Source organism: Succinivibrio dextrinosolvens DSM 3072, assembly GCF_900167015.1.
In the GTDB taxonomy this organism is placed as follows: domain Bacteria; phylum Pseudomonadota; class Gammaproteobacteria; order Enterobacterales; family Succinivibrionaceae; genus Succinivibrio; species Succinivibrio dextrinosolvens.
The window spans coordinates 1-25,514 of the sequence record NZ_FUXX01000025.1 but is presented as its reverse complement, the minus strand read 5'-3'; the positions used below and the strand labels follow the sequence as shown (position 1 = coordinate 25,514).

Genomic DNA, 25,514 nt, shown 5'->3' with positions numbered 1-25,514 from the left:
AGCTGTTCTTATCTCATAACTGTAGTGAGCGGAATCATCTGCCATATTTGTAAAAATCAGGATTCAACAGATTTGAGATAATGAACCGATCGTGTTGGCACCATATACCAAATATTGCCATCTTATTATGGCTTATTTTAATATTATTGTTCATCGCTATTCCTTCTAATGGATCTCATATCTATCAGTCTTGAATTTATTCCTCACTTAAGGAACTTATCCCTCAGCAATTGACTGTAGTCCTGTTCATGGGTAGAGAGCAACAAGAAGTGTTGATTAAAATCGTGACGAAGTGTCTCAATTAGTCCCCATAGATTGATATCATCAATAGTCTGTACAGGGTCATCAATGGCAATCATTGGACTACGAGCATACAACTTATTCAGAGTAAGAAGAAAAGCTATCGAAAGCGACACTAACTGACCACTACTCATGTTGTAAAGAGCATCCACATCGCTCTTATAGCTACCAGATACGAACAGTATTCGCTTCTTTGGAAAATTAGGTTTAATCAGTAAGCCTCGACCATAATGGCAGTCCTGCATAATTCGACCAGAATAAATATAGAATAATATCTTCATGTCTGAAATAATTTCATCAATATATTTGTCACGCTGGCTCTGCAGAGCTTTTTTAGTTTTCTTATACAAATTATAACGCTGACTGCAGTGCTTAATGCAGTCTTGTAATCTAGCACTTGCATCAAGTTTTGTCTTCAATAGTTCTGATACCTTCTTGTTCCAGATCATTCTCAGATAGTCTCGTTTAGCTTTAACTTGCTCTTCAGTCAGACTAGTCCAGTTAAGATCTTTCAGATAGCTGTTATATATTTGTTCAAGCCATCCCACATTCACTCTTGCGTCAATAGGTATTATTTTCGCAGACAGTTCTCTAACTAATTCTGTCAACAATTCTTCCGTAGGTCGAGCATACACAATAGGCCTTCCTAAAATGCGCTCTACTAATTCAGCATCTTTCAATACCTGATTAATATTAATACTGTCGAAGAATGACACCAATTCATCATTCATTCCTTTTGAGGCATAAAATACTTCGCAAGGATCTATCACTTGCAAAACAAACTCATGTCTGTATTTTTCAAACTGATTCAAAAGGTTATGAGTAATGTTATCAAGGCTTTAAGACAGTTGTGTACCGTATGACTCTATATGCTTAACTAGCTCTGAACAGTCATCATATCTGGCTCCGCAGAGCGGACAATGTTCTGTTTGTAACTTATCCTGATTATGCGCAACAATTATTGCCAATTCTTCACGCCGTTGAACTATCTCACGCTTTAAATTTTCCAGTTCAGTTGTCGCATTATAGACACTAATCAGACTAACTCGCTCAGCCTCTAAGACTTTCAAAACGTTAGCGTCAATAACATTATCAGCAATCAGATTTTGAGGTAGATTTACAGTAAAAGTTCCGATATTCTCTAAACGAAGTTGTTCAAACAGAGTTCTAATCCTCAGATACTGCTTATATTCACTCAGAATTGTGGAGCCTTTGTATTGGAAATACACGACTATCTGCTTAATAAAATCTCCTTGCAACAATCTTCTCAAGAATTTGTTCAGATTATTCTGTTTAAAAGCAACCTTGTTTTGACAGAAATACAACATTCCATCTATACACCATCATCAGACAGCCACAGATTAAAGTCCTCATGGCTAAAGTTAGGAGTCTCACAATCCCACAGCAAAGACTTATCAGGAGAAAGAGAGATATACTGACTATGAGTATTCTGTACTCCTACTACTGAAGAAGTCAGTTTTTTTATTTCTTCATCGACAGAATTCTTCTTTTGTATATGCTCAGAAGACAGTTTTGAACACTGAGTTATGGCGTCACCAAGTCTTTGTATCGAATCTTCATAGCGAGATGTATCAAATAGTTGCTGTACTAGACGAGAACGTTCAGACTCTTTCATTTTAAGGAATGAAACAGTTTCCTCCTGACTCAGATAGTAAAGAAAATCATAATTCTTCGCTAAATCTTCTATACCAAATTTACGCAAGGTATCAGGTGAAATCTCATGAATTGCATCAGGACCGTTCTCACTTAGATACAGCCGATTAAAAGGAGTGAAATCGACCGGATTTCGCATCTCGTAAACATCAGCATGACGTTCCAGAATAATTTCCCGATCTCCAGACTGAATACCTGCTCTCACAATAACGGCTAGGTTCGACTTAGAGCTATAAACAAGAGGTTTCTGCTCATCTTGATCCATCCTTGTGGAGTTATTATGTAACGATACATAACTATCCATTCTTCGAATCTTGCCTGTAAACAGAATTTCTAGAGCATCAAAAACCGTCGTCTTACCATATCCGTTAGGTCCTCCTAGGATAACAGAATGACTGCAGTCAAACTGAAGATTCAAGTGAATGAATCCTTTAAAGTTCTGCAAGTATATCCAATTAATCTTTATGTTGCTCATAACACTCTTGCTCTATCTTTAATTTCAGCTGCTCATATACTGACTGAACATTACCATTTATTGACAATACTTCATTCAATGCCGATATTTCATCACTGTCTGATAAAAACAGATCTCTTTGTTGCATAGTCTTTTGTTCAGCCTTAATAGGAATAAAAGGCAACTTATGAGCAATGCAATAAAGCAAATGATACATACCATAGTCAATCTCTTCGATAAGTGCATTAAAAGATTCCTGCAACATTATCAGATCGGATATAGATTTTGCATTATGACTTATTAACAAATACTGCAATTTTTGGCTCAGTTCTTCACTATATGGCAGTACATATTTCTTAAAGAAAAAAGGATCTTTCTCCAACTCAACTATCTCGTCAGTGGAGAGGTACTCCTTATTTAAGTCTGATAAAACTAATAATGAGGTGTTTTTCTTTGCACATGGGTAAAGATCAGCAATGACCTTAATCACTGTTTCATACATATCATGTTGTAGACTAAGATCAAATTTTTCATAACACACAGCCCAAAAATCATCAAATACCTTGTGTTTAAAAACAAATATAGTTCCCTGGTTAAGGATGATTTCATAATCGTAGTTAAGGAACTCTGTAAAAATAATTTTTTTAATACTTTCCATCGTTAAAGTCTTTAATAGTAATCAATCCAAGTTTTTCTGGCTTTGTAAACTTGCTATAGTCAATGGACATTGTCGTTATCTTATTTGATTCCTCTCGCACATCTTCCACAGACTCTTTCACATTACCTACAAGCCAGTTACAGTCCCAAAGTAGAGACGAGATATTATCATTGCTAACTATTTTTGCACACTGTCGGGCTGTTCCCATATCCTGACCAAGAGTTGTTGGAGAATAAAGCACACCTTTACGCTGCCACATCATCTTTTGTAAATTGATTTCCTCCAAAGTGTCTGTCATAACCTGATAAAAATTATTAGGTCTAGCGCTTGCTTCAAGTTCTCGTTCTGCATTACTGTCATTTACATTTACGTCAGGATTTATGCGCTGTATTAAGTTCAAAATGTTATCCGAATCCATTGTCTGCAACACATCTATAAAACTATTTAACCTACCATCGTTAACATGCTGAGTAAATGTCATACATTCGTTAAGATATAGTTCAAAATAGTAGAGATAACAAAACGCTTTTTCTTTTTTATTCAATGGGACCGTTGTATTTGTAATTAGATCCATCAGTTTTTGTAATTTAACAGGATGAGCACACACACTATTAAAACTATTAGTTTCTGCAGGAGATTCAATTAACAACTGATGTAAACTTGACACGTGAGTACAAATCAAAGATATCAAACGCTCTGTTTTCGCCTCATGAGACCCAGGTATATTCTGTGCGTTCATAATTGATTGAACCATCTCATTTACCAAAAGATAAATGTCTTTCGGCGAAGCTAAAAACATTCCATTGTGATATTTATATGCACTTACACCGTTGGAATAATTCAAGTTTAAATTACAATGAAAATATAGATGAGCATCATTCGCGCACTTTCCTTCACTATTCCAGTATTTCCTCTTACTTTCCATCTTCTCAAACTCATCTGTGAAGTCCTTTGAATTTCTGTAGCACTTGCACTGGTGAAAAGACTGAATTTGACCAGTATTGTCCAATATTGCAAAATCCTCATAACTTTCAAGCCCCAGCATCCATTCTTTATGGCTATCATCCCCGTGATAAAGAATATCCAATGCTACATATAAAGCGCACATTCCCTGATAAATAAATCCGTTCCATGACGCTATAGCCGTGTGTAGTATCGTTTTGGTTGGAGTTTTGTTATTCCCGAATGCCTTTACTTGAGTTTGAGACATAAAAATATTTCAACACCTATACATTTATTCTCTATTTCATTTTTATATCAATTATATCGTAAGTTCCAATTACTGTTTTGTTTAACTTTAAAGTTAAACAGAAGTGAACAGATACTCCATACCAACGAACGCGTTTCCTGGACTCGGTTTAGTTTTTCGGGATTTTCAACAAACGCGTTTGTTGAATTGATATGTTTATCTTTTCATTAGCTGATATTTACTGAAATCAAACCTGTTGATAATGAGACCATATCCCAGACAAGGATTTTCTTTGTGAAGGACTTGCCTTCCTTTATACAAGCTGTCCTCTGCTTTTCCAGACAGAATTCATATAAATCTCTACAATAAGTTCAAAGCCAGACATAAACATCGCTGATGCCGTTTTTCTTAGCTGTCATATAAACACTGTACAGCATACATAGATCTTCCATGTAAGATATTGTTGCATTCCAGTTAGAATTTTTTCTGAATACCGTAATCGGTCTTATAGCCAGTTACACGATATTCGTATCTGGCGGAACCGCCGGATCATTTAAAAACTGTCGTATAAAAGGTCGTTGCTGATACCAATAGACGCAGACTCGTGAATAAGCTTCTCCTTTTTTCCTACCAGTCCGGTGTTAGTCTTATTCGGGCTCATGTGTCGCTTAATCATCTAATCCATGACTATGTCTGCATTTTCCAGAAGTTCTCGACATTTTGTTCTGACTATCGCAGTTTGCTTCAGATAGTTATCTCTGCTGTAATTAACGCTATACTCAAGCGCATAAATTTTATTGATTGCATTAAAGGCAGAGTAAATCAGATACATGTAAGAAGCGACTTTTATATCCTTCATGACAAACTCTCTGCATTCCTTTTCATCAAGCACATCCATCTGCTTACAGTAATTTTCAAAATCAAATGCCTGTAGCAGTTATCGTCTTAAATGAACTAGACAGTGCTGCAGTTTTGCCCCAGGATGTTATTACATCAGTTGTTCATAACCACTAAAGGCATCAGTAACTAATGTTTTGAACTTGAAGTCTGTGGTTATGATTTTTTTGATTGACTAGATATTACGTTTCTATAGACATCTATAAGCATTGAACTGCACTTTTGAATGAACAAGTGAATTCAGGGGGACAAGGATTTTATTTTCTCTACTCTCCTTATTATGGCAAATCCTTTATGTTGGCAGGAAAAGTTAATTAAGGAATAACTCCTATCCTTAACAAAATAAGCAAACTATCAGATCCACTTTGTATAGGCTGATAAAGGGTAATTACTTTCATTTCTATTTTCTAATTTAGGATTTAGAAATCCTAAATTAGAGGAATATTGGCTTTACTATTAGTCGCATCAACTCATAAAATGAGTAAGAGCTAATCTGATTGTTTAGTCATCAATGATATAATTATCATATTGAAATCAGTTGATAGGTCGTGTAAATGAAAAATATTGCTCAGTCAGAAAACATTGAAGATTTTTTAGATAGTGATTATATCTATGTAGATAAGACCGAATATATCTATAATCTTACAAGAAATTATAAAAGAGTTTTCTTTTCACGTCCTCGCCGTTTCGGTAAGTCTCTGACTCTAAACACCATCGGAACTCTTTTTGAAAAAGGAGTTGATCCTTATTTCAAGGGAACATGGATTTATGACAATTGGGATCAAATGAAGTATCCCGTTCTTCATTTAAGTTTTCTTGAATACTCTGCAACAGATTTATCTGAATTTAAAAGACAGCTATGTTTATCTATCTATAAATTCGCCAGAGCTCAAAAAATACAAGATGTTCTTGATGATAAAGAACCAAATGTTTACATATCAAATCTTTTTGATGCTATGAATGATGGTGAGCAGCTGGTTCTGCTAATTGATGAATATGATCGTCAGCTAACAGCCAATATTAACAATCCAGAACTTTATGAGAAGTTCAGAATCTGTATCAGAGATTTCTATGGCGCTATTAAAGGCAAAAAGCAGATTAAATTCATGGCCGTTACTGGTGTAACTCGCCTCAAAGATGTTTCTATCTTTTCTGTTGGCTCAGATATTATGGATTTAAGCTATGAATACGCCTTTTCTAACATGATAGGTTTCACTAGAGATGAAATAAAAAAATTCTATATTGATTACCTAAGACTCGGCGTATCTTACGAGAAGAATAAATCAACCGATAAGGTAACAGATGCAGATTGCGAAGAATTCATCGATAGAATGGCAGCGCATTATGATAGTTACTGCTTTGATAGAAAATATCGGAACAAGGTATTTTCTACCTATTCTGTCAATAATTTTCTTCATAGTATTGTTTCCGATAAAGAAGTATATTTCGGAGATTACTGGTACGAAGTTGGCGGACTTCCATCTATTCTTATGAACTATATGGAATCACACAATCTGAATATAGAGAATCTTCTGACCTCAGAGATTGAAATTCCTTATAACGATTTTGCGAACCCAACTTCTCTGATTGATATTAATGAAAATGTTCTGATGTGTCAGACCGGATACTTAACTTTAAAATCAGACCTTGATCCAAATGATAACGTGATTCTTGGTGCGGCAAATTTAGAAGTTAAATCTGCTCTATTCAGACTTTTAAGTTTAAAAGTCTTTCAGAAGAATATTTCTCCATATTCCACCGGTAAAAATTATGTTCTTGAACAAGGCTCTGTTGAAGATATTATCTCGCTTTTCAATGAAGTATTAGCTGCCCTATCTTATGATAAATATCCTGTTGATAATGAGTCTGTTCTAAGAGCACTGCTGCAGGTCTATCTGATTGGCAAGAATCATGATGTTCGAGTCGAACAGCATAACAGCAGAGGCAGAAGTGATATTCTTGTAAACTTCCCAAAGCGCAGAGTTGTACTTGAACTGAAATACACGGATATAAATAGTGAAGAACAGAAAAAGCTTGAGGATGCGGAGCATCAGATTATTGAAAAACGCTATGGTTTTGAAAATCTTGGAGACAGAGAGTTAATCCAGATCGCGTGCGTTTTTAATGGCGATAAGGACAAACGTCAGATTACCTTGTACAAGAAAGTTGAAAACTAATTTCGAGAGAATTTCTAAATTAGGTTCTGCTTTTATATAATTTCATCGATATCTGTTTGATATCCAATTTTTCATTAGGATTCTTAAATCAGAGTCATTAGCTTTTTTAATGACTCTTTGTAACTATTCAGGACCTACACTAAATTAAAACTTTCTCAGTTTCGCCTTTGAAAGCGAGAGATAATGCTTCAAATGCATTTAAGCCATGCTTCTTGGCGGTACTGAGATATGATGTTATCGTTAGGTAGGTCTGAGCTCCATTTTTTTTCTGTACATAATTGAGTAAAGAATATTATAAATGAGGCTTTGCTTTGTTAGATAGTAATAAAACAAACAGAAATTCTGTAGCGTGAGCGACATAAACTATGAAGACATTCTTGGCTTTAAAGGAAAAGGTCGTCCAAATAAGAATGCAGCAAGAGAAGTTATAGCCGTAGCCGTTACTGCAAAAAGATTGAGATTTCCGAAAATAAACTGGAACAGGCTGTTCAGGAAGGTTCTTATTATGTAGTCTGTACCAATGATGTCGAGCGTAAATGGACTAAAAAGGATTTATTAGGCATTTACAAAAGACAGAGTGTTGTTGAACACAACTGGAAATGCTTTAATGACAGAAAGATTATGGTTTGCTCTCTGTAACTGAAAACACCTCACCGCATTTCCGCATTGATGTGGATATTCTCCCTTGCGATGCTGATTTATACTGCAACAGAATATCTCTTAAGGAAACGCATGGATGAAGAGAAGCTGTCTATTCCTTCTCCTGATCATAAGGAACAACAAGAGAGACCAACACTGATGAGACTGTACCAGTACATCTCCAACAGCAACATATGCCTTTACATATGTCCTGATTCAGGAATAGTTAAGCTCTTAAATATGAGATCATCTCTAGCAGCAGTCTTTTCAGCACTTGGAGACAAAAGGTACCAGTACTACACGATAGGACTTTACCATCGAACGTACTTAGGATAAATTTTTAAAAAACGCCTTTCCTGAGAGGAGAAAAGGAAAAATTATAATTTTTAATGATCAATGTCTGTTACATATTACTAAACATAATCATTTTTTCTTTATTGCATCATCTAATCGTCTGCACAAGTGTGACAATAAACTAAGCATATCTAAACAATCATTCTCAGTAAATAAGCCGCTATTCTGTAACTCTGCAACTTCTTCATGAGCGATAGGATTTCGCACACCACTCATCATACCAGCAGACATGAACTTTTGACCTTCTTCTATATTCTTTTTTGTTGATTCAGAAAAATCTGCTCCATTCTTTTTCTTATAATTAGAAGACACCGATAAGCAGCCATTACTTCCGAAGACATCTAACATAAGACGTTGCCCATCTTGATTACTATTAGATTTTTCCTGAACAATTGCTTGAAAACGCTTTATTGCCTCATAAACAGCCCAGTAAAAATCAGCATTTTTATAATATAAATAAGAAGCACCTTTCACTATTTGGTGTAAATGGCGCCAATGATATTGTGCGTATTCAGGAATAGGAGAATGCAATACTTCAACAACCTCTTTTTGCTTGTCACTATCAAATTCTGAACTTTCAACAACAGAGTCAACAATTTTTTCAACCCCTTGTTTTATGTCACTCGTTAATGTTGGATACCATTTTTCAACGTCAATTTTTGTTTTCTCAGCGAGATTGCGCTGTCGATCTGTTTTTCTTTTATCTCGCCAATTACGTTCAACAGATGACAATAATTGTTTCAAATTATATCTAAGTTCAGAAGTTATAGGCAAATCCCAACTTAACGACTGACGATCTGTTGAAATTATATCTTCTTCTTGCTCATCTATAAAATCGACATCAAGCCAACCTGTTAGATAAGAATAGAAATGGCTTGATTCACCTACACCAAAAAACTCAGGAGCATTCACCATACGACCATGAGCATATAAGGTTATTCCTCTTAAACCAGGCTTCAATGGTTTTTCGGTTGCTAATAGCTCTCCTGAAATTTTCTTTTTATAAAAAAAGTGTTCTCTATTCTCAATGAAACCAGGTACAGACCAAGTAAATTGTGAATCAATATTTCTATATCTTAGAGTCTTATCTATTGATATTGGTGCATTATCGTTTAGTTTTATATCTGCTTTGAACGCATCATCAAAGAAATCAAAAAGACTGGCAAGACTGCATGCTAATCCTTCTGCATCAAATGCAGTTTTACGCTTAAGGTTAGTTAATACTATGGTTGTTCCATGCTCTTGAGGAGCGCAGTCGTCTATTGTATATTGAGGTTCATAATTTGGCGTTTTGGAATGAATAATATCATTCCAATTCAAAGTAAAGTTAACACAATAACCATTCTTTTTAGTAATTATTCGTATCGAGTCACCTATACCAAAGAATGCTAATTTACCTAATCCTTTACGTCCTGTTACTTTCCTAAGTCCATTAGGACTTAAACCATTATCAGATTCTCGCCTTTTACGACCAATTCTCAAGAAATTATCATTTATCTCAGCAAAAGACATCCCAATTCCTTTATCAGAAACTGTAATACTCTTACCCTTTTCATTATCAGTAAGAATAATATGAACTTCTGGAGACTCAGCATCATAACTATTAGCGATTAACTCCGCAATTGCATTAGGCAATTGAGAATACATCTTGACCCCCAAATGCTCAATTGTCTGGGGGTCAAAACTCATCTGTAACTTTTTCTGTTTATTATTAGTCTCAGTCATAGTTGTCATAAATTAGAAATAATTACTTCACCTAACCTTCTTGCATATTCACATGGGACAGCGTTTCCAATTAATCTAGCAGAAACTGCAATATTATTTGTTTTAAATACATAATCCTTCGGAAATGTTTGAAGAGTTGCGCCTTCTCTTATTGAAATTGCTCTATCCTCATCAGGATGACCAAAACGACCATTGGATATACTAAAAAACTTGGTTGTAATTGTTGGCGCAGGTTTATTCCACCACATACGACCATAACTATCTATAAAACTATTATCCTTACCAATAAAACACTTAAGTTGAAGGTCAGGATCATTCTTCCAATCTAAACGACTTCCACCATCATGTCTTGTTTTTTTTAAACGACGTAAACAAACATCACTAAGACCTGCGACTGTATGATTAAAATCAGAATGGTCCTTATGCCCAGCATTAACCTTTTTAAACCCGTTGGATTCTCCAATGAAATCAGATAACAAAGCTTGATGTTTATCTGGTTTTGGTAAAGTTATATCAACGTTTAAGCGAGTTGCAATTAGAGAGAAGCGGCGTCTTGATTGAGGAACACCATAGTAGCTCATATCCACAATCTTATATAACATTTTTTTATAACCAAGTTTCTCAAGCTTAGCTTTAAAATAAGGCCAAATACTTTGCTTATTCGTCAAAATGCCAGGAACATTTTCTACTAAAACATAACCTGGTTTATAGTATTCAACAAAACGGGCAAAATTTCTGAGAAGATCTTTAGTTTTTAGTGAATTTTCTTTAGCGGTGTTGATAATGCTATAAAACTGGCAAGGACTACATCCAACAAGTATTAACTTATCATCGTTAGGATTTATATTAAAATTTTTTTCAAAAAAATTACTTCTGAGCTTTCTTATATCTTTCTCTATAAAAACAGCCCCCTTATTATTATATTCATAAGTTTCTTTTGCATCTTTATCAACATCAACTCCAGCAATGACATTTACTCCAGCTTGACGTAGTCCGCATGTCATGCCACCTCCACCACAAAAAAAGTCTATTGCTTTGAATGATTGAAGATTCATAATATTCTATAAAAAATTTATATACACCAAAAACACAAATAAATATTAAATACAAATTAACCAAATAGTTTTTTTTATTCAAACAGTACTAAAAATAAATTTTCCTCTTAAGCTATTATTTAAATATTCAATGTCTCTTTTATTCGCACCTGGAATTAATGCTTTTGGAATAGCACCACATATACCAAATCTTGTACTTATTCCTTGATTAGTAACCATTTCATCTCTAAAGGCAATAATTCTTTTTGCTATTTTCTCAATTTCTTTTAGCCCCTTGTCAAAAGATACAAATTCTACTCTCTTATAAGAACGACTTTCCTTATTAACAAATATTCCTCTAACAGTTATTGTGAAAAGAATATGGACAAGATCCGCTAAAGAGTTATAAATTATTTTTTCGTCATATTTTGACTTATTAATTTTTAGTAAATTTACTGCATTAGTATTACCAAAGATACACGATAAAACGATTAGGAATAAATAGGGGGAAACATTATTTTTTTTATAATATTCTATTATATTTTTTATAGTAAACTCCTTGTTATTTTTCTTATCATGAAATTCCTTATGCACAAAAAATAAAAAATCGTAAGAATTCTTCCCCTGTAAAGAATTAAAAAAAATAGCATTACTCAGAACTTTTAGTTTTTCTTTATAAAAATCAAGTGAATCGGTACGAGCATTACAAAAGAAAGCTCCGATTGATTTCAAATCATTTTCACTCTGTTCTTCAGAAGTTATATGTTTATTTAAAAAATACAGATTATTACCTTCAATTATAGATGAAAAAGAACCAATATAATTGGTTGAATCATCAATATTTTTTAGAAAATCAATTTCTTGAATAAACCTTTTATCAGAGTGGTCCTTGTTATAAGCGGAAATATGAATAATAGCATTTTTATCTAAAATGTAGAGGGTATTCTTATTTTTTTCCATGAGAATAAACCTTATTGAACGCTATTTAACGATTTATAGAAAAAAAAATGCGCTCATCTTTTTTTTATCTTAGCTCAGACATATAAAAGTACAAAAAATAACTTCATTCTCTAGTTTTAAATATAAAGAATATTTCAGAATATTCCTATCATACGATGATTCAATTATTAAAGTATTTTAATATTCTTACTATTCCGTAATTATCTATTTTTATGGATCCGAGGTAAGCCAACAGACTATTTTTTATATTTTCTTTACATTTTTTTAACCTTAAAATTTTCTGCAAATATTCGTCATCATCAGCACACTCATTAAGCCATGAAACATCAAAATTCTTATATTCATAGGAGTTAGGATTTAACAACCATTCAGAACAATCATCTTTGATACAAGACACAGCTTCAGAAAGTCTTTTTTTATTTTTAACTAAACCTATAACCTTTAACATGCATAACTTTCGAACAAAGTATATATATTCGTTATCATGAAAAATTGGATTAACAATTGTCGAAGAACTTCTAACCATTACTTCAACACTTTTTTTCTTACCACATTCTTTTTCACATTTACTTAAAATCATCTCTTCTACAGATGAATCTGGCTGTATTATCTTGTTTTTAACTGCAACACAATAAAAATTAAAGTCATCAAAACTATTTTGAATCTTATAAGTCTTAAACCTATTAACAACAAGTCTTTTCAAAGGCTCACTCATAAAAGGAAAAATTGTTGCACAATGTATTTTTAAATTTCCTTGTATGAATTTTTCACATTTTTCCTTATCATCAAAATTAAGACCAAACTTTGAACATATAAAAGCAAGAAATCCTATTATAAAATTTAATCCAAGAGAAAAGTTATCATTTTGTAATGTAATATCAACATACCGATCAAACAAGCTTTTTACATTTCCAATCAAATCGTTATTAATGCAACCACACCTATCAGCATTATTAAGAAAAATAATAATTAACTCTTTTTTTGAAATAAAATTAAAAACATTAAGAAAAAGATTAAGCTTACTAATTGCTATACCAAACACATCTTCTGATATATTTATATGACTGAGGATAACAAGTATTTTCCATATCACAGGCTCGGATAATAAAGAATAATCAGAGGAATAATCAACTGAATTATCAATACAGGACAATACCTCTTTTAAATAAGAAAGCGCATCATCACTAAGAGGAACATTAGACAAACCATAGAAAAACTTTTCTAGGTCTTTGTATGGAATAAACTTAAGAGCGACAGTCAAATCAAAATCACTAATACAGTCAGCATGTATATTAAAAAAATTATCCGATTTGTTTTTTAATTCGGAAGATACAACAGAATTTAGAATACTTTGAAAATAAAGAGTATATATTTGAATATTCTCAGCATAGCTATCAACAGTTACGCAATTTATGTGCTCAAAAAGGAAGAAGTCACGGATTCTTCTATTCATAATTGAAAAGGCTGGAACTCCAGTAAAAAGGTTATAATTTGTACAAGATTCCTCCTTAACTTTGTTTGAAGTAGAATATGCTCTCTGAAACAGTTTATACGATATATCAAACGATGATAAATCTTTGAGAATTTCAATTCCTTTTCCCAAATTTGGCAAACTCATTAATGTCTTTTCTAGATTCAGTAAATCTAATTCCTTTCTAACAAGCTCTATATCTTTTTTATCAACATTGGATAACGGATAATTTATTAATAATTTTCCAACATAATATCTATCAACTTCAGCAATAAAATATTTAACACTTTCACTCTTTTTGTAATAAATACTTGCTGCGATTTTTAAGCTGTTATAGGCAAACAGAAAATCCTTAAAATACACATAGATACAAGCTTGCACCATATACAGATCAGGGGTTGTTTCATTTAAACGAGATGAGTTTGATTTAAGTAATTTTTTTAATTCTTTGTCATTAAATCTAGTAATTAAATCAATCCATTTTGGAATCTTAACTCTTTCAAAATCAACAAAAATAGTACGGGCGTTTACTTTATAGGAAAACTCACCAGGTAAACGAGGAGTCTTACTGTCAAAAATTCTAAATAAAACTATCCCTGACACTGATGACTTATTTAATATAGACAAAATATCCAGTATTTTTATACTTTCAACGCCATTTATCTCAACAGGACTAATTTCAATTGAACATTTCTTACCGTCACACTGATAATAAACAGATTCAGGAGATTGCTTGTATCTTTCATATGCAATGCAAGCAAGTATTTTTTCTAAATCATCTGACTGATCATCATTGATGCTATCTCTTTTTTCTACATATAAATAACCATTTCTGTATATAACGCCGGCTTTCTGAAAAACATTCCTGATAAAAAACTCATAGGAATAATTGAATTCCTTAAATATTTTCAAATTATCATACAGTTCATCTATTTTTCGTACTGAGTTTTGGGCTTGAAGCCATTTGAGCATTTCTTCTGTATTATGACTAGGTTCATCTTTCTTATATTCAATACCTAGTTGAACGGATGAATACAATATGTTTATTCCAAAGTTTCTATAGTAATCATCAACATTTTTGTCATATTCAGAATTCGAATCAATAAGATATGCTGGCTGAAAATCGCCGTGTAATATATTTTTTGCCCAAGAAAAAATTTGCTTAACGTCTGGATCACTGAAAGAATATCCAACAAACAAAATCACCTTGGTACCAATAAAAGATTTAACATAATTCTCTATTAACTTAAAATTTCGTGAATAGTTTAGATAATCGTCTTCTTTAAGAACAAAGTTATCATTTTCGAAATCTCCATGAATTTTTATCAATTCACGATCCGATTTTCGATAAGGTAAATCTGAATCTTTGCTGATAACTCTGAGCATTTCACTGTTTTTTTCAGCAGCAAGTTCAATTAGATGATCATAGTTAGTTGTGATAATAGTTTGAGTACCGAATTGAACAATAAGATCATGAACAAGAGATGGTTCAAGATTTTTTTTATAAAGAAAAACATCCTGCATCAGCTGAGTGTATTCTTTTTTACCACGGGCATTGAAATAATACTGAGGAAGGCGCAGAAACTCGTTCAAAGATAAAGAATCAGAATCAAGCTCAAGACGTTCAGAAATCTGTGAAATTGCTTTACGCCAAGACGGCATTCCAGAGGAGATAGAAGTACCAGACCCAACAAAGATAACCAGTTGTTTATTTAAACGAGCTTCATTAATGATTCTCTTTGATTCTGCATACTTCTTTTTTAAATCAGATTCCAAATCCATAAACAAACCTTTATAAAACACTCTATGTAAGGATTGTATATAAAGGCATACAGAACTAAGAAGAAGAAATACACCTTTTTACATATGAGATCACAATTGTTTTGAAAACAATAGAGTAATAATTTGAGAGAAATATAATAATTCCTCATGAATCTTGTGAAAGATCCTCAGCGCTCTTAAAAGTGCCTTAAGAGAGTGGATCGATCTAAAATGCGTTCACCGTGAGTTATCTCAACAAATATTTTATCCTTTAAGCACAGAAGTACGTGCTATCTCCAGAGGTTCTCCATACATATAGGATTCTAATTCTTTAGCAGTAAGAGGTTCTGCTGCAGGACCATTTGCTCTTGCAAGTAATAGCTGGAATTTATTGTGATGAAGATTTCTTGTTATCAGCAGATTACCCTTGGAATCGCAGTGAATTTTTTTTTGCTATGCAGTGTCCATCCACAATGCTGCAGTTTTGCTCCAGGATGTTCTTCCATCAGTTGTTCATAACCACTAAAGCCATCAGTAACTAATGTTTTGAACTTGAAGTCTGTGGTTATGATTTTTCTGATTGACGCGAAATTGTGTTTCTAAAGATATCCTTAAACCGTAAACAGCACTTTTGAATGAGCAGGTGAAGCCATGCACAGAATGTAATTAGATCTGCAGATAGCAACATCTTCTGGATTTCTGTCTTTACTCTTTCTTACTCCCTGAGAGTCCAGACAGTCAAATGGAGTTCCATCGAGTAATAATACTGGAGCTTCTTTTGCAGCCTTGATGATGCCTTCATATAAAGGCTTAATGTAAATCTGGTAAAATCATAAAGGTTATGGCTTATAGTATTATTGCCAGGCTCAAACATGTCCTTCATAGGTAGAATATAGTTGTTTAGAGCAATGCCTCGACAGATGAAATCTGCACAGCCAGCATATAATCAATACCGATTTCTCTGTTTGGTATTACAGGTACATTCTTATTATCCGCGATTGCTATAGATACATTACCGCAATTCTCACAGACTTCAACATCATGGATAGTCTTAACCACACTAAGGAGTTCATTAAGTTTGTGGTTTGCTCCGATTACGTTATCAACCAGCTTGCCTGTGTCATATGAAACAGTTTTACCGCCGCAGTCTTTACAGTTATGATTTTTAAGTGAGGCGTGAACAGTCTTGTCTGGATTTCTGTTCTTAGCAATTCTTCCTTTTGATTTTTCTTTGGAGACTCTTTCTTTTGTGGAACGGAAAGAGCGTTTATCTGTGCTGCTGCCTGATCAAGGGATTACCTGGATACGATTACATAGTATGGCTTATTGCCAACATTAAATACCAATAAAGCAGGCTACAATACCAAGGAACAAGATAATCAACATTTACGCTTCATTATTTTTATTTAATAGGCTCAAAATGAAGAATACCTTTAATGGAACTCAAATGCTTCTTTCCAAGGCATGCTGCTAAATTAACAAGATAATGGAATTTATCCTTTTCGGTTTTACAGTAGATAATAATAGACTTCAGCTCTTTTCTAACCTGACCATGATTTGTTGAAGAAGAATTTCCGTCGTCGTAAATAATTAGCTCACGGATAAAATCAAAATCATTTTGAGAAAAAGAGAAACCAAAGAAAGTCAGAGAAAATTCATCCTCAACTAACCACTGCAGATATTTATCATCGGTCTTATTTAGGACTTTTTGAAAAAACTTAAAGAAAGGTATCTTTTCAATATTTGTTTCACTTCTTGAATTCTCTTCAAAATAAAAAGATTCTGTTCCAATGACAATATTTTTGGAGACACGATCTCCATGAACATAACAAATTCTGTCTTCTTGTCTCTTATACGGAACGGAGCTTTTTAAAGAATTCATAAATGTCGAGGTATAGTTTAAAGAGATAACATGAGAAAACTTATCTTTTAAATAAATCTCTTTTGACTTTCCTGATTTATATTTATTTTCTTCTATCTCGAGATATTCGCAAAACAATTCCTTGAACATATCTAGTCCAAGCAAACATTCGCTCAGTGAAACATGTTTATATTTTTTTAAGTCTTCAGTCTTATTCTTCGTTAAATTTGTTTTACTCTCAATACGATTAACTGTTTCATACAATAAATTCCAATTTATATTGATATCTGAATTTACAGGATATTTAGTGAGGTTGTCAGTAACAATATCTTTTATCAGACTCTCAATATCCAACCAAAAAATATCAGAGCTTATAATATTATCTTGTAACAGAGAACAAACTTCTCTTATGTTTGTAACGATAAAATTTATATCCTTATTGTCATAATAAGGAGAATATGCAATACCTTCTGACAAAACAGTAGAAACAGTCGCATCAAATAATTGGTCATTTATGCTCAAAACTGAATTCAATAAATTTACAATTGGAAAAAATTTATTAAGAACAATTTGAATAAAAATGTTATTAAAAAATTCATCTTCATTTTTTACTACAAAATCAGGTAAATGAGGAATTTTTTGTTTTAGGACGTAGCAATATTTCTGAATATCTGGTGCTAGATTCTGATTATTAAACTCATTTTCTAACCAAATTACATACTGACGAACAATTGGAAGAAAAAAATCACTAAAGCGAGTATTAAGACCTTTTGCTAAATCGTATCCATTTCCTACAATCAAAATATCATTCATAATACTTTCATCTATCCACAACAAAACACTTTATTTGTCATTACCATTCATTTACAGCAGGATGGATTATTTCAAAGGAATTTTACTATATCATTCCTCTAATTTTGAATTCTTATCTAGATATAAAATAGTAACTTTTAAAGTGCATTTCTGAATTGGACTTTCTTCAAAGTCCTAAATTAAATCAGGCAACCTGATACATTTGTATTTAAAAACTGCTCCATTGCTGCATTTGCAAGAGTGCTTGAGATGTATGTTTTTGCATAATGTTAGGCTTTACATTAAGGTAAGACAGCGCTTGCCAGTGCTACAGCTATAGAGGCCATGAGTAAAGGATATTCTGCCATGTTTTTCAGAATGAATGAACTGATGGTTCTGATTGAAACAAAGGACAAGTCTGCTCTGGCAAGATTTACTGATAAACTTGGACGCATCCGCCTGGTAATTATCGACGATTACATACTTACAAAAATATCAGACAGCGTAGTGGCAGGTCTTAATGAGATTGCAGATGCCAGGTACGGGATTGGTTCAACCATTATTACATCACAGCTGAAGAAGAAAGCACTGAAAAGCGTTATTGATTAATCTCCAATCAGAGATGCCCCTGCAGATCGCCTCTTTAGAGACTGCGACTGGGAAATTTCATTAAAAGGCAACTCCTGGAGAGGTTCTGCTGACGAAGTGTCAGGAGAGAAAATCAAATGATAAATACATTAAGTATCAATGCTGTATTAAGCAAAGTAATCAGTAAGCAGATCCCATTATCTGCAGAGCTGTTGCTTACTAATACATCCTCATATCAACTTCTAGATCTGATGTGTGATTACCTCAACTCCATTCAGAGTGTTGAGCGTAAAAAAGAGGTTCGATTCTATGTAAACTCAAGCAGGAGAAAAAGATACTTTTGGAAAAGGACGCAATTCTGAACAAGAATTATAATGAAACAGTACTGCGCTTCTTTAAAGTAAAGAGTCTTTAGATGAGCAACTAAGGTTGAATATGGGAGCAAAATCTCAAATCCAGGAGCTTGAATATAGGATAAAAGAGTTAGAATGCGATTTATTAAGGAGAGAAATTCTACTGTAGTTCATTTATACGGTCGGACTTACCTCCGGCCAGTGAGGACTACAAGATTATTGATGACCTCATACAAGATCGCTGCGGACCAGTTACAAGATCCGTGAGGCTCTTTTTTAATTTCTCTCAATCAATATCTGCTGCAACTGTAGGCATACCACTGACGGTTTCATGAGCACCGTTATTTATAAAGATATGAATAAGATTCTTGGACTTATTTGCCCAAGATGAAAGCCTTTACTCCCATCCCCATAGGCTTATATCATAGAGATGTCATAATTCAAGGTATTAAAAAAGAACTTTAACATCTAGAAACAAAAGGTATTTCAGATTCTTTAAACTGAATTTTATTAACATCATAACCTTTTGAAAACAGATATGATTTTAAACTATGTATAACTAAATTAGCTTCTGAACAGCCTGGAGATAGTGTCAAAGAAACAATTGGAATTTTATATGAACATCGACGCTCAGTTTCAGACTTATCTTCCATGTAATTACTTGGTAATTTTGGAAATTCAATATATGGCACAATAAAATTATTCTTGACTCTGAACTTTATATCATCCTTCTCAAAATTAGAGGATATAAACCTTGTTTCCTTTTCAAATTGAAAATTAGAATCTTTAATATAAATTGATAAATCAAGAAAATTTAAGTAACAGTTCGAGGAAAAATATTCATTAAAATTGTCTATGCTATATTTATCCGCTTTTTTTAACTTCATCAAATCTAAGAGATAAACCTCACGGATATTTTCTAAAAGCTCACCTATTTTATTTTCTAGCACTGGCTTGTCAAAATACTTGATATCATAAAATGCCCCCTTTGGTAACTGGTTAAAGGGAGAAACCTTTTCCCTAAAGTCTGCGGAATTTAACTCTATAAAGTAGTCCTCTTTGGAAAAATCAAGCCCGATAGAAACTCCGGTATTATTGCTTATATAGCTATTCCACATTGCCAAAGAGTCCCCTTCAGAGGAAAAACATATTAAAAAGGATTGATTGTTATAATCCAGTTCTTTCTCTCTATTTTCAAAGTAATTAGAAAACCTTGAAAGCATGTCATTCAACATATTGGAGAAACAGGATTCATCTTTTGACACTTTAGTTTTAACTAAACTTTCCTTATATTTGGCAATATTCTCAAAAAAAATTTTTTGAGAGTATTTAAATTCTGTTAAGTCATTAAGATATGTTGGACAAGATAGCCAAAAGCAATTTGATTTTATAATGTTATAAAAAGCATCTATTGTACAGTAATGATAAAGAATTTTATTTTGAGTAAAAGGAACAAGCATTCCTTTGTATGAAACAAATTCTTGCTTTACGTTGTCAAAACAACTTCTAAGGTCAAAATAACAATCAAGTAAAAAATCTTTTGAATTTTTATCATTCATAGGAATAGATCTCACTCGCATTGATCGGTAAAATTTTCGAATTTAGGTGAATGCTACCGTTATGAGTAGTTACAAATATTCTGTATGTTCTGAAGCTTTATATTTACGCAAATTTGACACGACCTGCTTCGCAGGATCTTTTTCTTTTCCTTAATTTATAGAACTCCCCTATAATGACTTTAGACCACATTCCGCTTTAGGGATGCAGTCTCCTTATCAATATCGAAAGAAGATTTCCGTTTTAGGAAATTTTTCTTGGGATAATTTGTTCCGCTATCTGCGTCCTATTCCAGTATTAAAGTATTTAGAAAAGTATTCATTAACAAGATCTTTATAAATAAATGTGTTATGAACAATTAGGTAAATAAACAACCCCTTTTTATTATGTTCATTATATAAAGGAACAGTAATCTCATAATCAAGAGGAATCCTTGCAAAATCAACTTTAAAATACTTAACCTTTTTCTCCCCCTTTAAACTAATTTTATTTAATTTTAAAGAGTAGTTCCGCTTACTATAGTATATTTTTTCATAGTCAAAGTGAGTTATATAATAAGTATTATCTTTTTTTTCAAGCTGAAAATGAACAAGCCTTGTCAAATAGAAATTGTCTATAGTTTCAACATGTTCTTCATCGTATATTTCTTCAAAAGTTATCGAATTTGCTTCAGTTTTAACAAATAGTTTATCTTTGAAGGATACTTCGTAATCATTCGCAAGAAATAAAACATTTATACGACTTTTTAAATTATCATAAGTTAAATTAAATGGTTGTCCTGTTTGAAACTCCTCTAAACCAAATATGCATTCAGAAATACTTATAGGACGAAATGATAATTTTTTAATTTTTTTTTGTATTAAAAGTTTTTTTAATTCTCTAGCAATAATCCAATCAATCTCTAGATTGAAGGATTTATCTAATCTTTGATCAGTCAATATCCGGTTATAATTATCCACATCTAACAAATGAAAATCCGGATTAAATGTAACTAAGCCATTTTTATAAAATTCTTCATCGTTTAAAATCTTAACTCCTTTTTCTTCATATAGCTTGATAATATCATCTTTACTAAGTACGTTATTATGCACAATATGATCATTGTTTGCTTTGTAATAGTCAAAAGAAATAACAAATAATGAGAAGAAATAATAATCATCAAACTGCTCTTCATGAAAGTTAAAGGTACGAAATTTCTTATAACAGTCTATTCTGGATGAAGAAATAGAAAAACAACTTTCAGGACAGTCTTTTTTACTATAAAAATAACTTTTTCTTATGTAATCAAGCAAATCTTTATTAGTTATATTGTTTTTAATAAAATCAATACAACTTTGTATTTCTTTATAAAAAAACTTATCATTAGAATACATACAATAAGAAGGTAGAACCTCGTATTGACCATATATGTCAGAGTCTTTTCTTAGAAATTGGCGTATTCTATCTAACAACAGTTCTAAAGCTTTTATAACTTCCATATAAAAAATAGCTTATTATATTAATTTCATTCCAATGATCTTGATATGCAATTGAAAATCGAAGGTATCTATATAATTACAACCAAGCAGTCAATCTTTAGATAAAGTCATCAAAAATTTAATTCGTAAAACTATCTGTTAATAAACTATACAGCAAATATATCTGTTCCTTATAGTATAACTGCGTTTTGACCATAAAAGAGGATTTTCAAAACATGAAAATAATTGATTGATTTGACAGTGATAAAGAAAGAGGGAAAGATTTCCTTCCGTCGAATAACCCAAAACGTCATCAGGCGGTTCAATGAGTTTCGGTAAAAACTATTTTCTGCGTATAGTCTTTTTCTGTTGCTCATTCTTACATTGCAATTCCTTATTAGCAAACTCTAGCTCCCTTTTATAGGATTCTAATTTGTAACTACTCAGAACGGTAGCATAAACCCAAAATCTCTTAAGGCACGGCTATCATTAGTGGCAAAGCTCATTAAAATAACAAATTGTTTTTCCTCTTATCGTAATTGACATGATTAACAATATAAATTTATCTAGAGGTGTTTCCTCTATATTCATGATAAAAAAGCCCTTAAAACCAAGAAGAATACAATAACTTTCTATAATTCTAAAAGTATTAGATCAAAAAAATAGTTTGAGAAGTTAGTTATTTATTACACCATCCCTAAACACATTGGATTTTTTGAAGGAGATAAAGAATAAATACAAGAAACCACAAGTTTAAAGAAACGATCAAGATTATTTTTGAGGTCTTGTCAACAGTATATAGTTCATTTGCTCTTTCAAGTAGTTTATCAAAGCATTCTTTATTTTGAGAATTATCAGATGAAATCAAGATATCGTGATAAATAGAAATATAAAAATCTTCTCCTTTCAAAAATTTAAACTTATTCTTTCCACAAAAAATCTTTACAATAAGAAAAATACTTGCAATGGTAACAAGAGATAAATTGATAGAAAAATACAATATAGAATCATGAAGATAAGAATCAACCAAAAGAATTACAAGTAATATTCCCGAGATCCCCCATACATAAAAAACAAAAATTCTACTTGTGATTGATAAGATAATAACTGCACTTGTCACACATAAAACGAAGTTTATAAAAAGAAGCAATCCTTGTAAAAAAGAAATTTCTCCACCCGAAGAAGACTTAATAAAAAGCAAAGAAAACAAATAAGGAAGACAAAATAGCAAATATGAAATTTTATTATTAATTGCTGAAGAATAACTATCTATCACTCTTTGAGTGTACATAAGCTTTTTTTGAGAAGAGCAATTTGATAGTTCATTATATTTATCTATAATCCAAGTTTTTTTTTTCATATTGGAGCCTCCCAAAATGCAACAGAAAGGAATCTACTCAAAATAAAAATCTTTAAATTCACAAATATTTTTTGTCAGACTCAAATCACCAGCTCTCCATAATAAATAAGGATTTTAAATCTGAGATTATGATCGTCTAGATTTTGTTATCGTAAAAAACTTTTCCAAAAATTATTAACTAAAACAGCGTTACACTCTACTTCACATAACTAATTAACTCACAGAAACTCTTCGGTAAGCTCATCAATCATATCAAACGGAAATAGCTCTGCACATCCATCTGGTATATCTTGTAAAACATCCACAAACTCTTCTACGAGTCCAATTGCATCTTTGCTATGATCATTCTTTCCTAAATAAGATGATAATTCTCTAGGTTCTGAAGCTTTATATTTATTGATGATTGCCTGATCATAGATTTCAATCTGACTAACCAGCTCAGATACATCAGAGCTAAATTCAAATTCATTCTCTTCAGTGGCCTCACCATAGTGCCTGATTATAGAATCTAATCTAGCCAATATGGATTCAGGATTTATTTTCACCTTGGAAGAAATAAAAAAGCCATCATCTTCTTCAGATACTGAATTTAAATCGTAATTGTAGAATTGTCTCATTGTTAATAAACCAATTATCTATTCTTATGTAGTAAAGCAAACATGACCATACAATAGCACTTATAGAATGTTAATTCAGATTTCAGATACAACAATTATCAATCTACTCTGCATTCCTCATCTTAAACTTCATCTACAAGCCTAAAAAACAAAGTACATAATGATTATGATAAGTTGTTATTGAGAATATTCTCTGTAGCAGGCTTAAATGCTGATGTTCAACTCCATTATACTTAAAACACATCTTTCTGTTTTTTTTAAACATTTTAGCAATAAATGGAGAACTGTGAGATGACAGAAATTTCAAATGTTTAACACCAATATTAGAAATCTTGTAATTTTTGTGCCCTGCCTGAATATTTCTGGTAAATAAGAAATGAGCACCGTAGAATACCTTCATCTCGTCAGGTATTTCAAAATAATTCTTTTTATTACCAAAGAATACCGATCCAAAGCCCCCTTCCAACTTTGAAGTTTCAACAATCTCTACATTCCTATTCTCCGAATAGGTATCAAACTGAGCTTTTGGAGTATTGGAAACACAGTCAATTCCCAATAAACCGACCTCATCAGTTGCCTCTTCTTTTGTAAGCTCTTCACCGTTATAGCCGATTACTTTTACCTGCTGTTCGGTCTTGAAAGCTTTCTGAGGCATGGCTTTTTCTTCTTTAGGAATATCTCTATCGTGGTTCTTGTCAGCTGAATTGACGCATTTCTTCTTTTCAGAGAGACGCCCGTTGATATTCTCATCATTGGCTTTTCGACTGTCGAATTCTTTATTGGCGTATTGTCCTGTCAGTTTCTCAATAAGCCTATTCTGTTCTTCAAATCTCTTTGATTGTTCAGCGAACAGCTCAAATAGAATTTTAAAAAGACTTAATAATGTATTAAAAAGAGTGGCAAGTACAGGCTGACCTTTAGTCTCCTTTTTTACCTGCTTTGATATCTCATCAAAACTAGTTTTAAGTTCTTTGATATCCACTCTTTTTCCCTTTATTACAATACCTGTACCTGTATTATAACAAAGTGATTTTATTGATTTTTTTTAAGGTTTATTTCTAAGTGTCTGACCATCTTTAAAAGATCTGTAAAGGCTATTTCCAGATCTGTAGAGATCGACAGCATTCTAAATGACAAAATTCGACACCTCAAAAAAGACCTCTTTAAAAAAGCGTTATATTGCGTTTAACAGGTGTTTTTTCAAAGCAATAAAAAAAGCATTTATAACTGGTAACGTGAACATAGTCACACTAAATTTTTAATGAACATTTCCACCGCAAGGATGGTAAGTGGTTAGGTAAAAATCAGAACTATTTAACCTGATTCTTACCTATTACTAAATTTAATACCCTGGTCGGTTACTGACGGCTTCAGTGGATATGAGCAACTGCTGGATGAGCATCCGGGAGCAAAACTGCAGCACTGTCTGGTCCATTTGCGACGCTATCTGATAGTTGCCTTTGATTTTAAGAATTACTGTGAAAAGCTGGATGTCCTTGATGATGAGGAATGCAGAGCCTTTGTTATGAAGGATATAGAAGAAGCATCAGACAAGTATCTGATTTACTCGGCATTCAACGCTATCAATAAAATCTATGCCCTAGAGGACAGTGTTGACTATTCAAAAGATAACTAT

The 25,514-nt window shown here is 32.5% G+C and carries 21 protein-coding genes and 1 pseudogene; 5 read left to right on the top strand and 17 right to left on the bottom strand.

What is annotated here, in order from left to right; all coding sequences use genetic code 11:
- Nucleotides 1-203 precede the first annotated feature (203 nt).
- The 6 genes from B5D46_RS07655 to B5D46_RS07630 form a co-directional block, all read right to left on the bottom strand.
- On the bottom strand, nt 204-908 hold the full coding sequence (locus B5D46_RS07655) for a hypothetical protein (protein ID WP_143675633.1): 705 nt from the start codon (nt 906-908) through the stop codon (nt 204-206).
- Nucleotides 909-1,139: 231 nt separating this feature from the next.
- Nucleotides 1,140-1,529 (bottom strand): hypothetical protein, encoded by a 390-nt coding sequence (locus B5D46_RS07650; protein ID WP_143675632.1) that lies wholly within the window; start codon nt 1,527-1,529, stop codon nt 1,140-1,142.
- Between the two features lie 104 nt (nt 1,530-1,633).
- The gene (locus B5D46_RS07645; RefSeq protein ID WP_078928955.1) at nt 1,634-2,449 is read right to left on the bottom strand and encodes an ATP-binding protein; all 816 of its coding nucleotides are present in this window, start codon (nt 2,447-2,449) and stop codon (nt 1,634-1,636) included.
- Nucleotides 2,430-3,086, bottom strand: a complete 657-nt coding sequence (locus B5D46_RS07640; RefSeq protein ID WP_078928954.1) for an ABC-three component system middle component 1 — start codon at nt 3,084-3,086, stop codon at nt 2,430-2,432. The genes B5D46_RS07645 and B5D46_RS07640 overlap by 20 nt, the downstream gene beginning before the upstream one ends.
- The gene (locus tag B5D46_RS07635; protein ID WP_078928953.1) at nt 3,073-4,296 is read right to left on the bottom strand and encodes an ABC-three component system protein; all 1,224 of its coding nucleotides are present in this window, start codon (nt 4,294-4,296) and stop codon (nt 3,073-3,075) included. Before B5D46_RS07635 ends, B5D46_RS07640 begins: the two co-directional genes overlap by 14 nt.
- A gap of 655 nt (nt 4,297-4,951) precedes the next feature.
- The gene (locus tag B5D46_RS07630; RefSeq protein ID WP_143675631.1) at nt 4,952-5,167 is read right to left on the bottom strand and encodes a hypothetical protein; all 216 of its coding nucleotides are present in this window, start codon (nt 5,165-5,167) and stop codon (nt 4,952-4,954) included.
- A 559-nt stretch (nt 5,168-5,726) separates the two neighbouring features.
- Here B5D46_RS07630 and B5D46_RS07625 point away from each other — a divergent pair.
- The 3 genes from B5D46_RS07625 to B5D46_RS12040 all read left to right on the top strand — a co-directional run bounded on the left by B5D46_RS07625 (nt 5,727) and on the right by B5D46_RS12040 (nt 8,324).
- Entirely contained in the window at nt 5,727-7,349 is a 1,623-nt protein-coding gene (locus tag B5D46_RS07625; RefSeq protein WP_078928951.1) for an AAA family ATPase, read from the top strand.
- A 349-nt stretch (nt 7,350-7,698) separates the two neighbouring features.
- Nucleotides 7,699-7,860: a hypothetical protein gene (locus B5D46_RS12170; protein WP_159443057.1), complete on the top strand. Its 162-nt coding sequence runs from the start codon at nt 7,699-7,701 to the stop codon at nt 7,858-7,860.
- Nucleotides 7,861-8,081: 221 nt separating this feature from the next.
- Nucleotides 8,082-8,324 carry a hypothetical protein gene (locus tag B5D46_RS12040; protein WP_143675630.1) on the top strand — a complete coding sequence of 81 codons (243 nt, stop codon included), beginning with the start codon at nt 8,082-8,084 and terminating at the stop codon, nt 8,322-8,324.
- An 87-nt stretch (nt 8,325-8,411) separates the two neighbouring features.
- On the opposite strand, the gene B5D46_RS07620 is transcribed toward B5D46_RS12040, so the two are convergent.
- From B5D46_RS07620 to B5D46_RS07600, 6 genes are all read right to left on the bottom strand, one after another.
- On the bottom strand, nt 8,412-10,067 hold the full coding sequence (locus tag B5D46_RS07620) for a TIGR02391 family protein (RefSeq protein ID WP_078928966.1): 1,656 nt from the start codon (nt 10,065-10,067) through the stop codon (nt 8,412-8,414).
- A 5-nt stretch (nt 10,068-10,072) separates the two neighbouring features.
- Nucleotides 10,073-11,122, bottom strand: coding sequence for a DNA cytosine methyltransferase (locus B5D46_RS07615; protein WP_078928950.1), 1,050 nt, complete (start codon nt 11,120-11,122; stop codon nt 10,073-10,075).
- 78 nt (nt 11,123-11,200) lie between these two features.
- Nucleotides 11,201-12,061 (bottom strand): hypothetical protein, encoded by an 861-nt coding sequence (locus B5D46_RS07610; RefSeq protein WP_078928949.1) that lies wholly within the window; start codon nt 12,059-12,061, stop codon nt 11,201-11,203.
- A 160-nt stretch (nt 12,062-12,221) separates the two neighbouring features.
- Nucleotides 12,222-15,314, bottom strand: coding sequence for an SIR2 family protein (locus tag B5D46_RS07605; RefSeq protein ID WP_078928948.1), 3,093 nt, complete (start codon nt 15,312-15,314; stop codon nt 12,222-12,224).
- Between the two features lie 879 nt (nt 15,315-16,193).
- Nucleotides 16,194-16,352 carry a hypothetical protein gene (locus tag B5D46_RS12165; protein ID WP_159443056.1) on the bottom strand — a complete coding sequence of 53 codons (159 nt, stop codon included), beginning with the start codon at nt 16,350-16,352 and terminating at the stop codon, nt 16,194-16,196.
- A 343-nt stretch (nt 16,353-16,695) separates the two neighbouring features.
- On the bottom strand, nt 16,696-17,967 hold the full coding sequence (locus B5D46_RS07600) for an AbiH family protein (protein WP_143675629.1): 1,272 nt from the start codon (nt 17,965-17,967) through the stop codon (nt 16,696-16,698).
- A 297-nt stretch (nt 17,968-18,264) separates the two neighbouring features.
- On the opposite strand from B5D46_RS07600, the pseudogene B5D46_RS07595 reads away from it, so the two are divergent.
- Nucleotides 18,265-18,555: pseudogene (locus B5D46_RS07595) on the top strand (ATP-binding protein); the annotation flags it as partial.
- Nucleotides 18,556-19,348: 793 nt separating this feature from the next.
- Here the strand turns inward: B5D46_RS07595 and B5D46_RS07590 are convergent.
- The 5 genes from B5D46_RS07590 to B5D46_RS07570 form a co-directional block, all read right to left on the bottom strand.
- Nucleotides 19,349-20,446, bottom strand: a complete 1,098-nt coding sequence (locus B5D46_RS07590) for a DUF2971 domain-containing protein (protein ID WP_159443055.1) — start codon at nt 20,444-20,446, stop codon at nt 19,349-19,351.
- A 273-nt stretch (nt 20,447-20,719) separates the two neighbouring features.
- Complete coding sequence (locus B5D46_RS07585; RefSeq protein ID WP_078928944.1) at nt 20,720-21,922, bottom strand: hypothetical protein; 1,203 nt, start codon at nt 21,920-21,922, stop codon at nt 20,720-20,722.
- Between the two features lie 676 nt (nt 21,923-22,598).
- A complete protein-coding gene (locus tag B5D46_RS07580; RefSeq protein ID WP_078928943.1) occupies nt 22,599-23,261 on the bottom strand; it encodes a hypothetical protein in 663 nt (220 codons plus the stop codon).
- A 218-nt stretch (nt 23,262-23,479) separates the two neighbouring features.
- Nucleotides 23,480-23,878: a hypothetical protein gene (locus B5D46_RS07575; RefSeq protein ID WP_078928942.1), complete on the bottom strand. Its 399-nt coding sequence runs from the start codon at nt 23,876-23,878 to the stop codon at nt 23,480-23,482.
- A 133-nt stretch (nt 23,879-24,011) separates the two neighbouring features.
- Nucleotides 24,012-24,860: a BAR domain-containing protein gene (locus tag B5D46_RS07570; RefSeq protein WP_078928941.1), complete on the bottom strand. Its 849-nt coding sequence runs from the start codon at nt 24,858-24,860 to the stop codon at nt 24,012-24,014.
- 363 nt (nt 24,861-25,223) lie between these two features.
- On the opposite strand from B5D46_RS07570, the gene B5D46_RS07565 reads away from it, so the two are divergent.
- Nucleotides 25,224-25,514, top strand: a 291-nt coding sequence (locus tag B5D46_RS07565; RefSeq protein WP_159443059.1) for an IS66 family transposase, incomplete at its 3' end; no start/stop codon positions are given.

What these genes read in the sequence shown, in the direction of transcription:
- B5D46_RS07645 (WP_078928955.1), bottom strand. Translation starts at nt 2,449, where the DNA reads ATGAGCAACATAAAGATTAATTGGATATACTTGCAGAACTTTAAAGGA.
- B5D46_RS07640 (WP_078928954.1), bottom strand. Translation starts at nt 3,086, where the DNA reads ATGGAAAGTATTAAAAAAATTATTTTTACAGAGTTCCTTAACTACGAT.
- B5D46_RS07635 (WP_078928953.1), bottom strand. Translation starts at nt 4,296, where the DNA reads ATGTCTCAAACTCAAGTAAAGGCATTCGGGAATAACAAAACTCCAACC.
- B5D46_RS07625 (WP_078928951.1), top strand. Translation starts at nt 5,727, where the DNA reads ATGAAAAATATTGCTCAGTCAGAAAACATTGAAGATTTTTTAGATAGT.
- B5D46_RS12040 (WP_143675630.1), top strand. Translation starts at nt 8,082, where the DNA reads ATGGATGAAGAGAAGCTGTCTATTCCTTCTCCTGATCATAAGGAACAA.
- B5D46_RS07620 (WP_078928966.1), bottom strand. Translation starts at nt 10,067, where the DNA reads ATGACTGAGACTAATAATAAACAGAAAAAGTTACAGATGAGTTTTGAC.
- B5D46_RS07615 (WP_078928950.1), bottom strand. Translation starts at nt 11,122, where the DNA reads ATGAATCTTCAATCATTCAAAGCAATAGACTTTTTTTGTGGTGGAGGT.
- B5D46_RS07610 (WP_078928949.1), bottom strand. Translation starts at nt 12,061, where the DNA reads ATGGAAAAAAATAAGAATACCCTCTACATTTTAGATAAAAATGCTATT.
- B5D46_RS07605 (WP_078928948.1), bottom strand. Translation starts at nt 15,314, where the DNA reads ATGGATTTGGAATCTGATTTAAAAAAGAAGTATGCAGAATCAAAGAGA.
- B5D46_RS07600 (WP_143675629.1), bottom strand. Translation starts at nt 17,967, where the DNA reads ATGAATGATATTTTGATTGTAGGAAATGGATACGATTTAGCAAAAGGT.
- B5D46_RS07590 (WP_159443055.1), bottom strand. Translation starts at nt 20,446, where the DNA reads ATGAATGATAAAAATTCAAAAGATTTTTTACTTGATTGTTATTTTGAC.
- B5D46_RS07585 (WP_078928944.1), bottom strand. Translation starts at nt 21,922, where the DNA reads ATGGAAGTTATAAAAGCTTTAGAACTGTTGTTAGATAGAATACGCCAA.
- B5D46_RS07580 (WP_078928943.1), bottom strand. Translation starts at nt 23,261, where the DNA reads ATGAAAAAAAAAACTTGGATTATAGATAAATATAATGAACTATCAAAT.
- B5D46_RS07575 (WP_078928942.1), bottom strand. Translation starts at nt 23,878, where the DNA reads ATGAGACAATTCTACAATTACGATTTAAATTCAGTATCTGAAGAAGAT.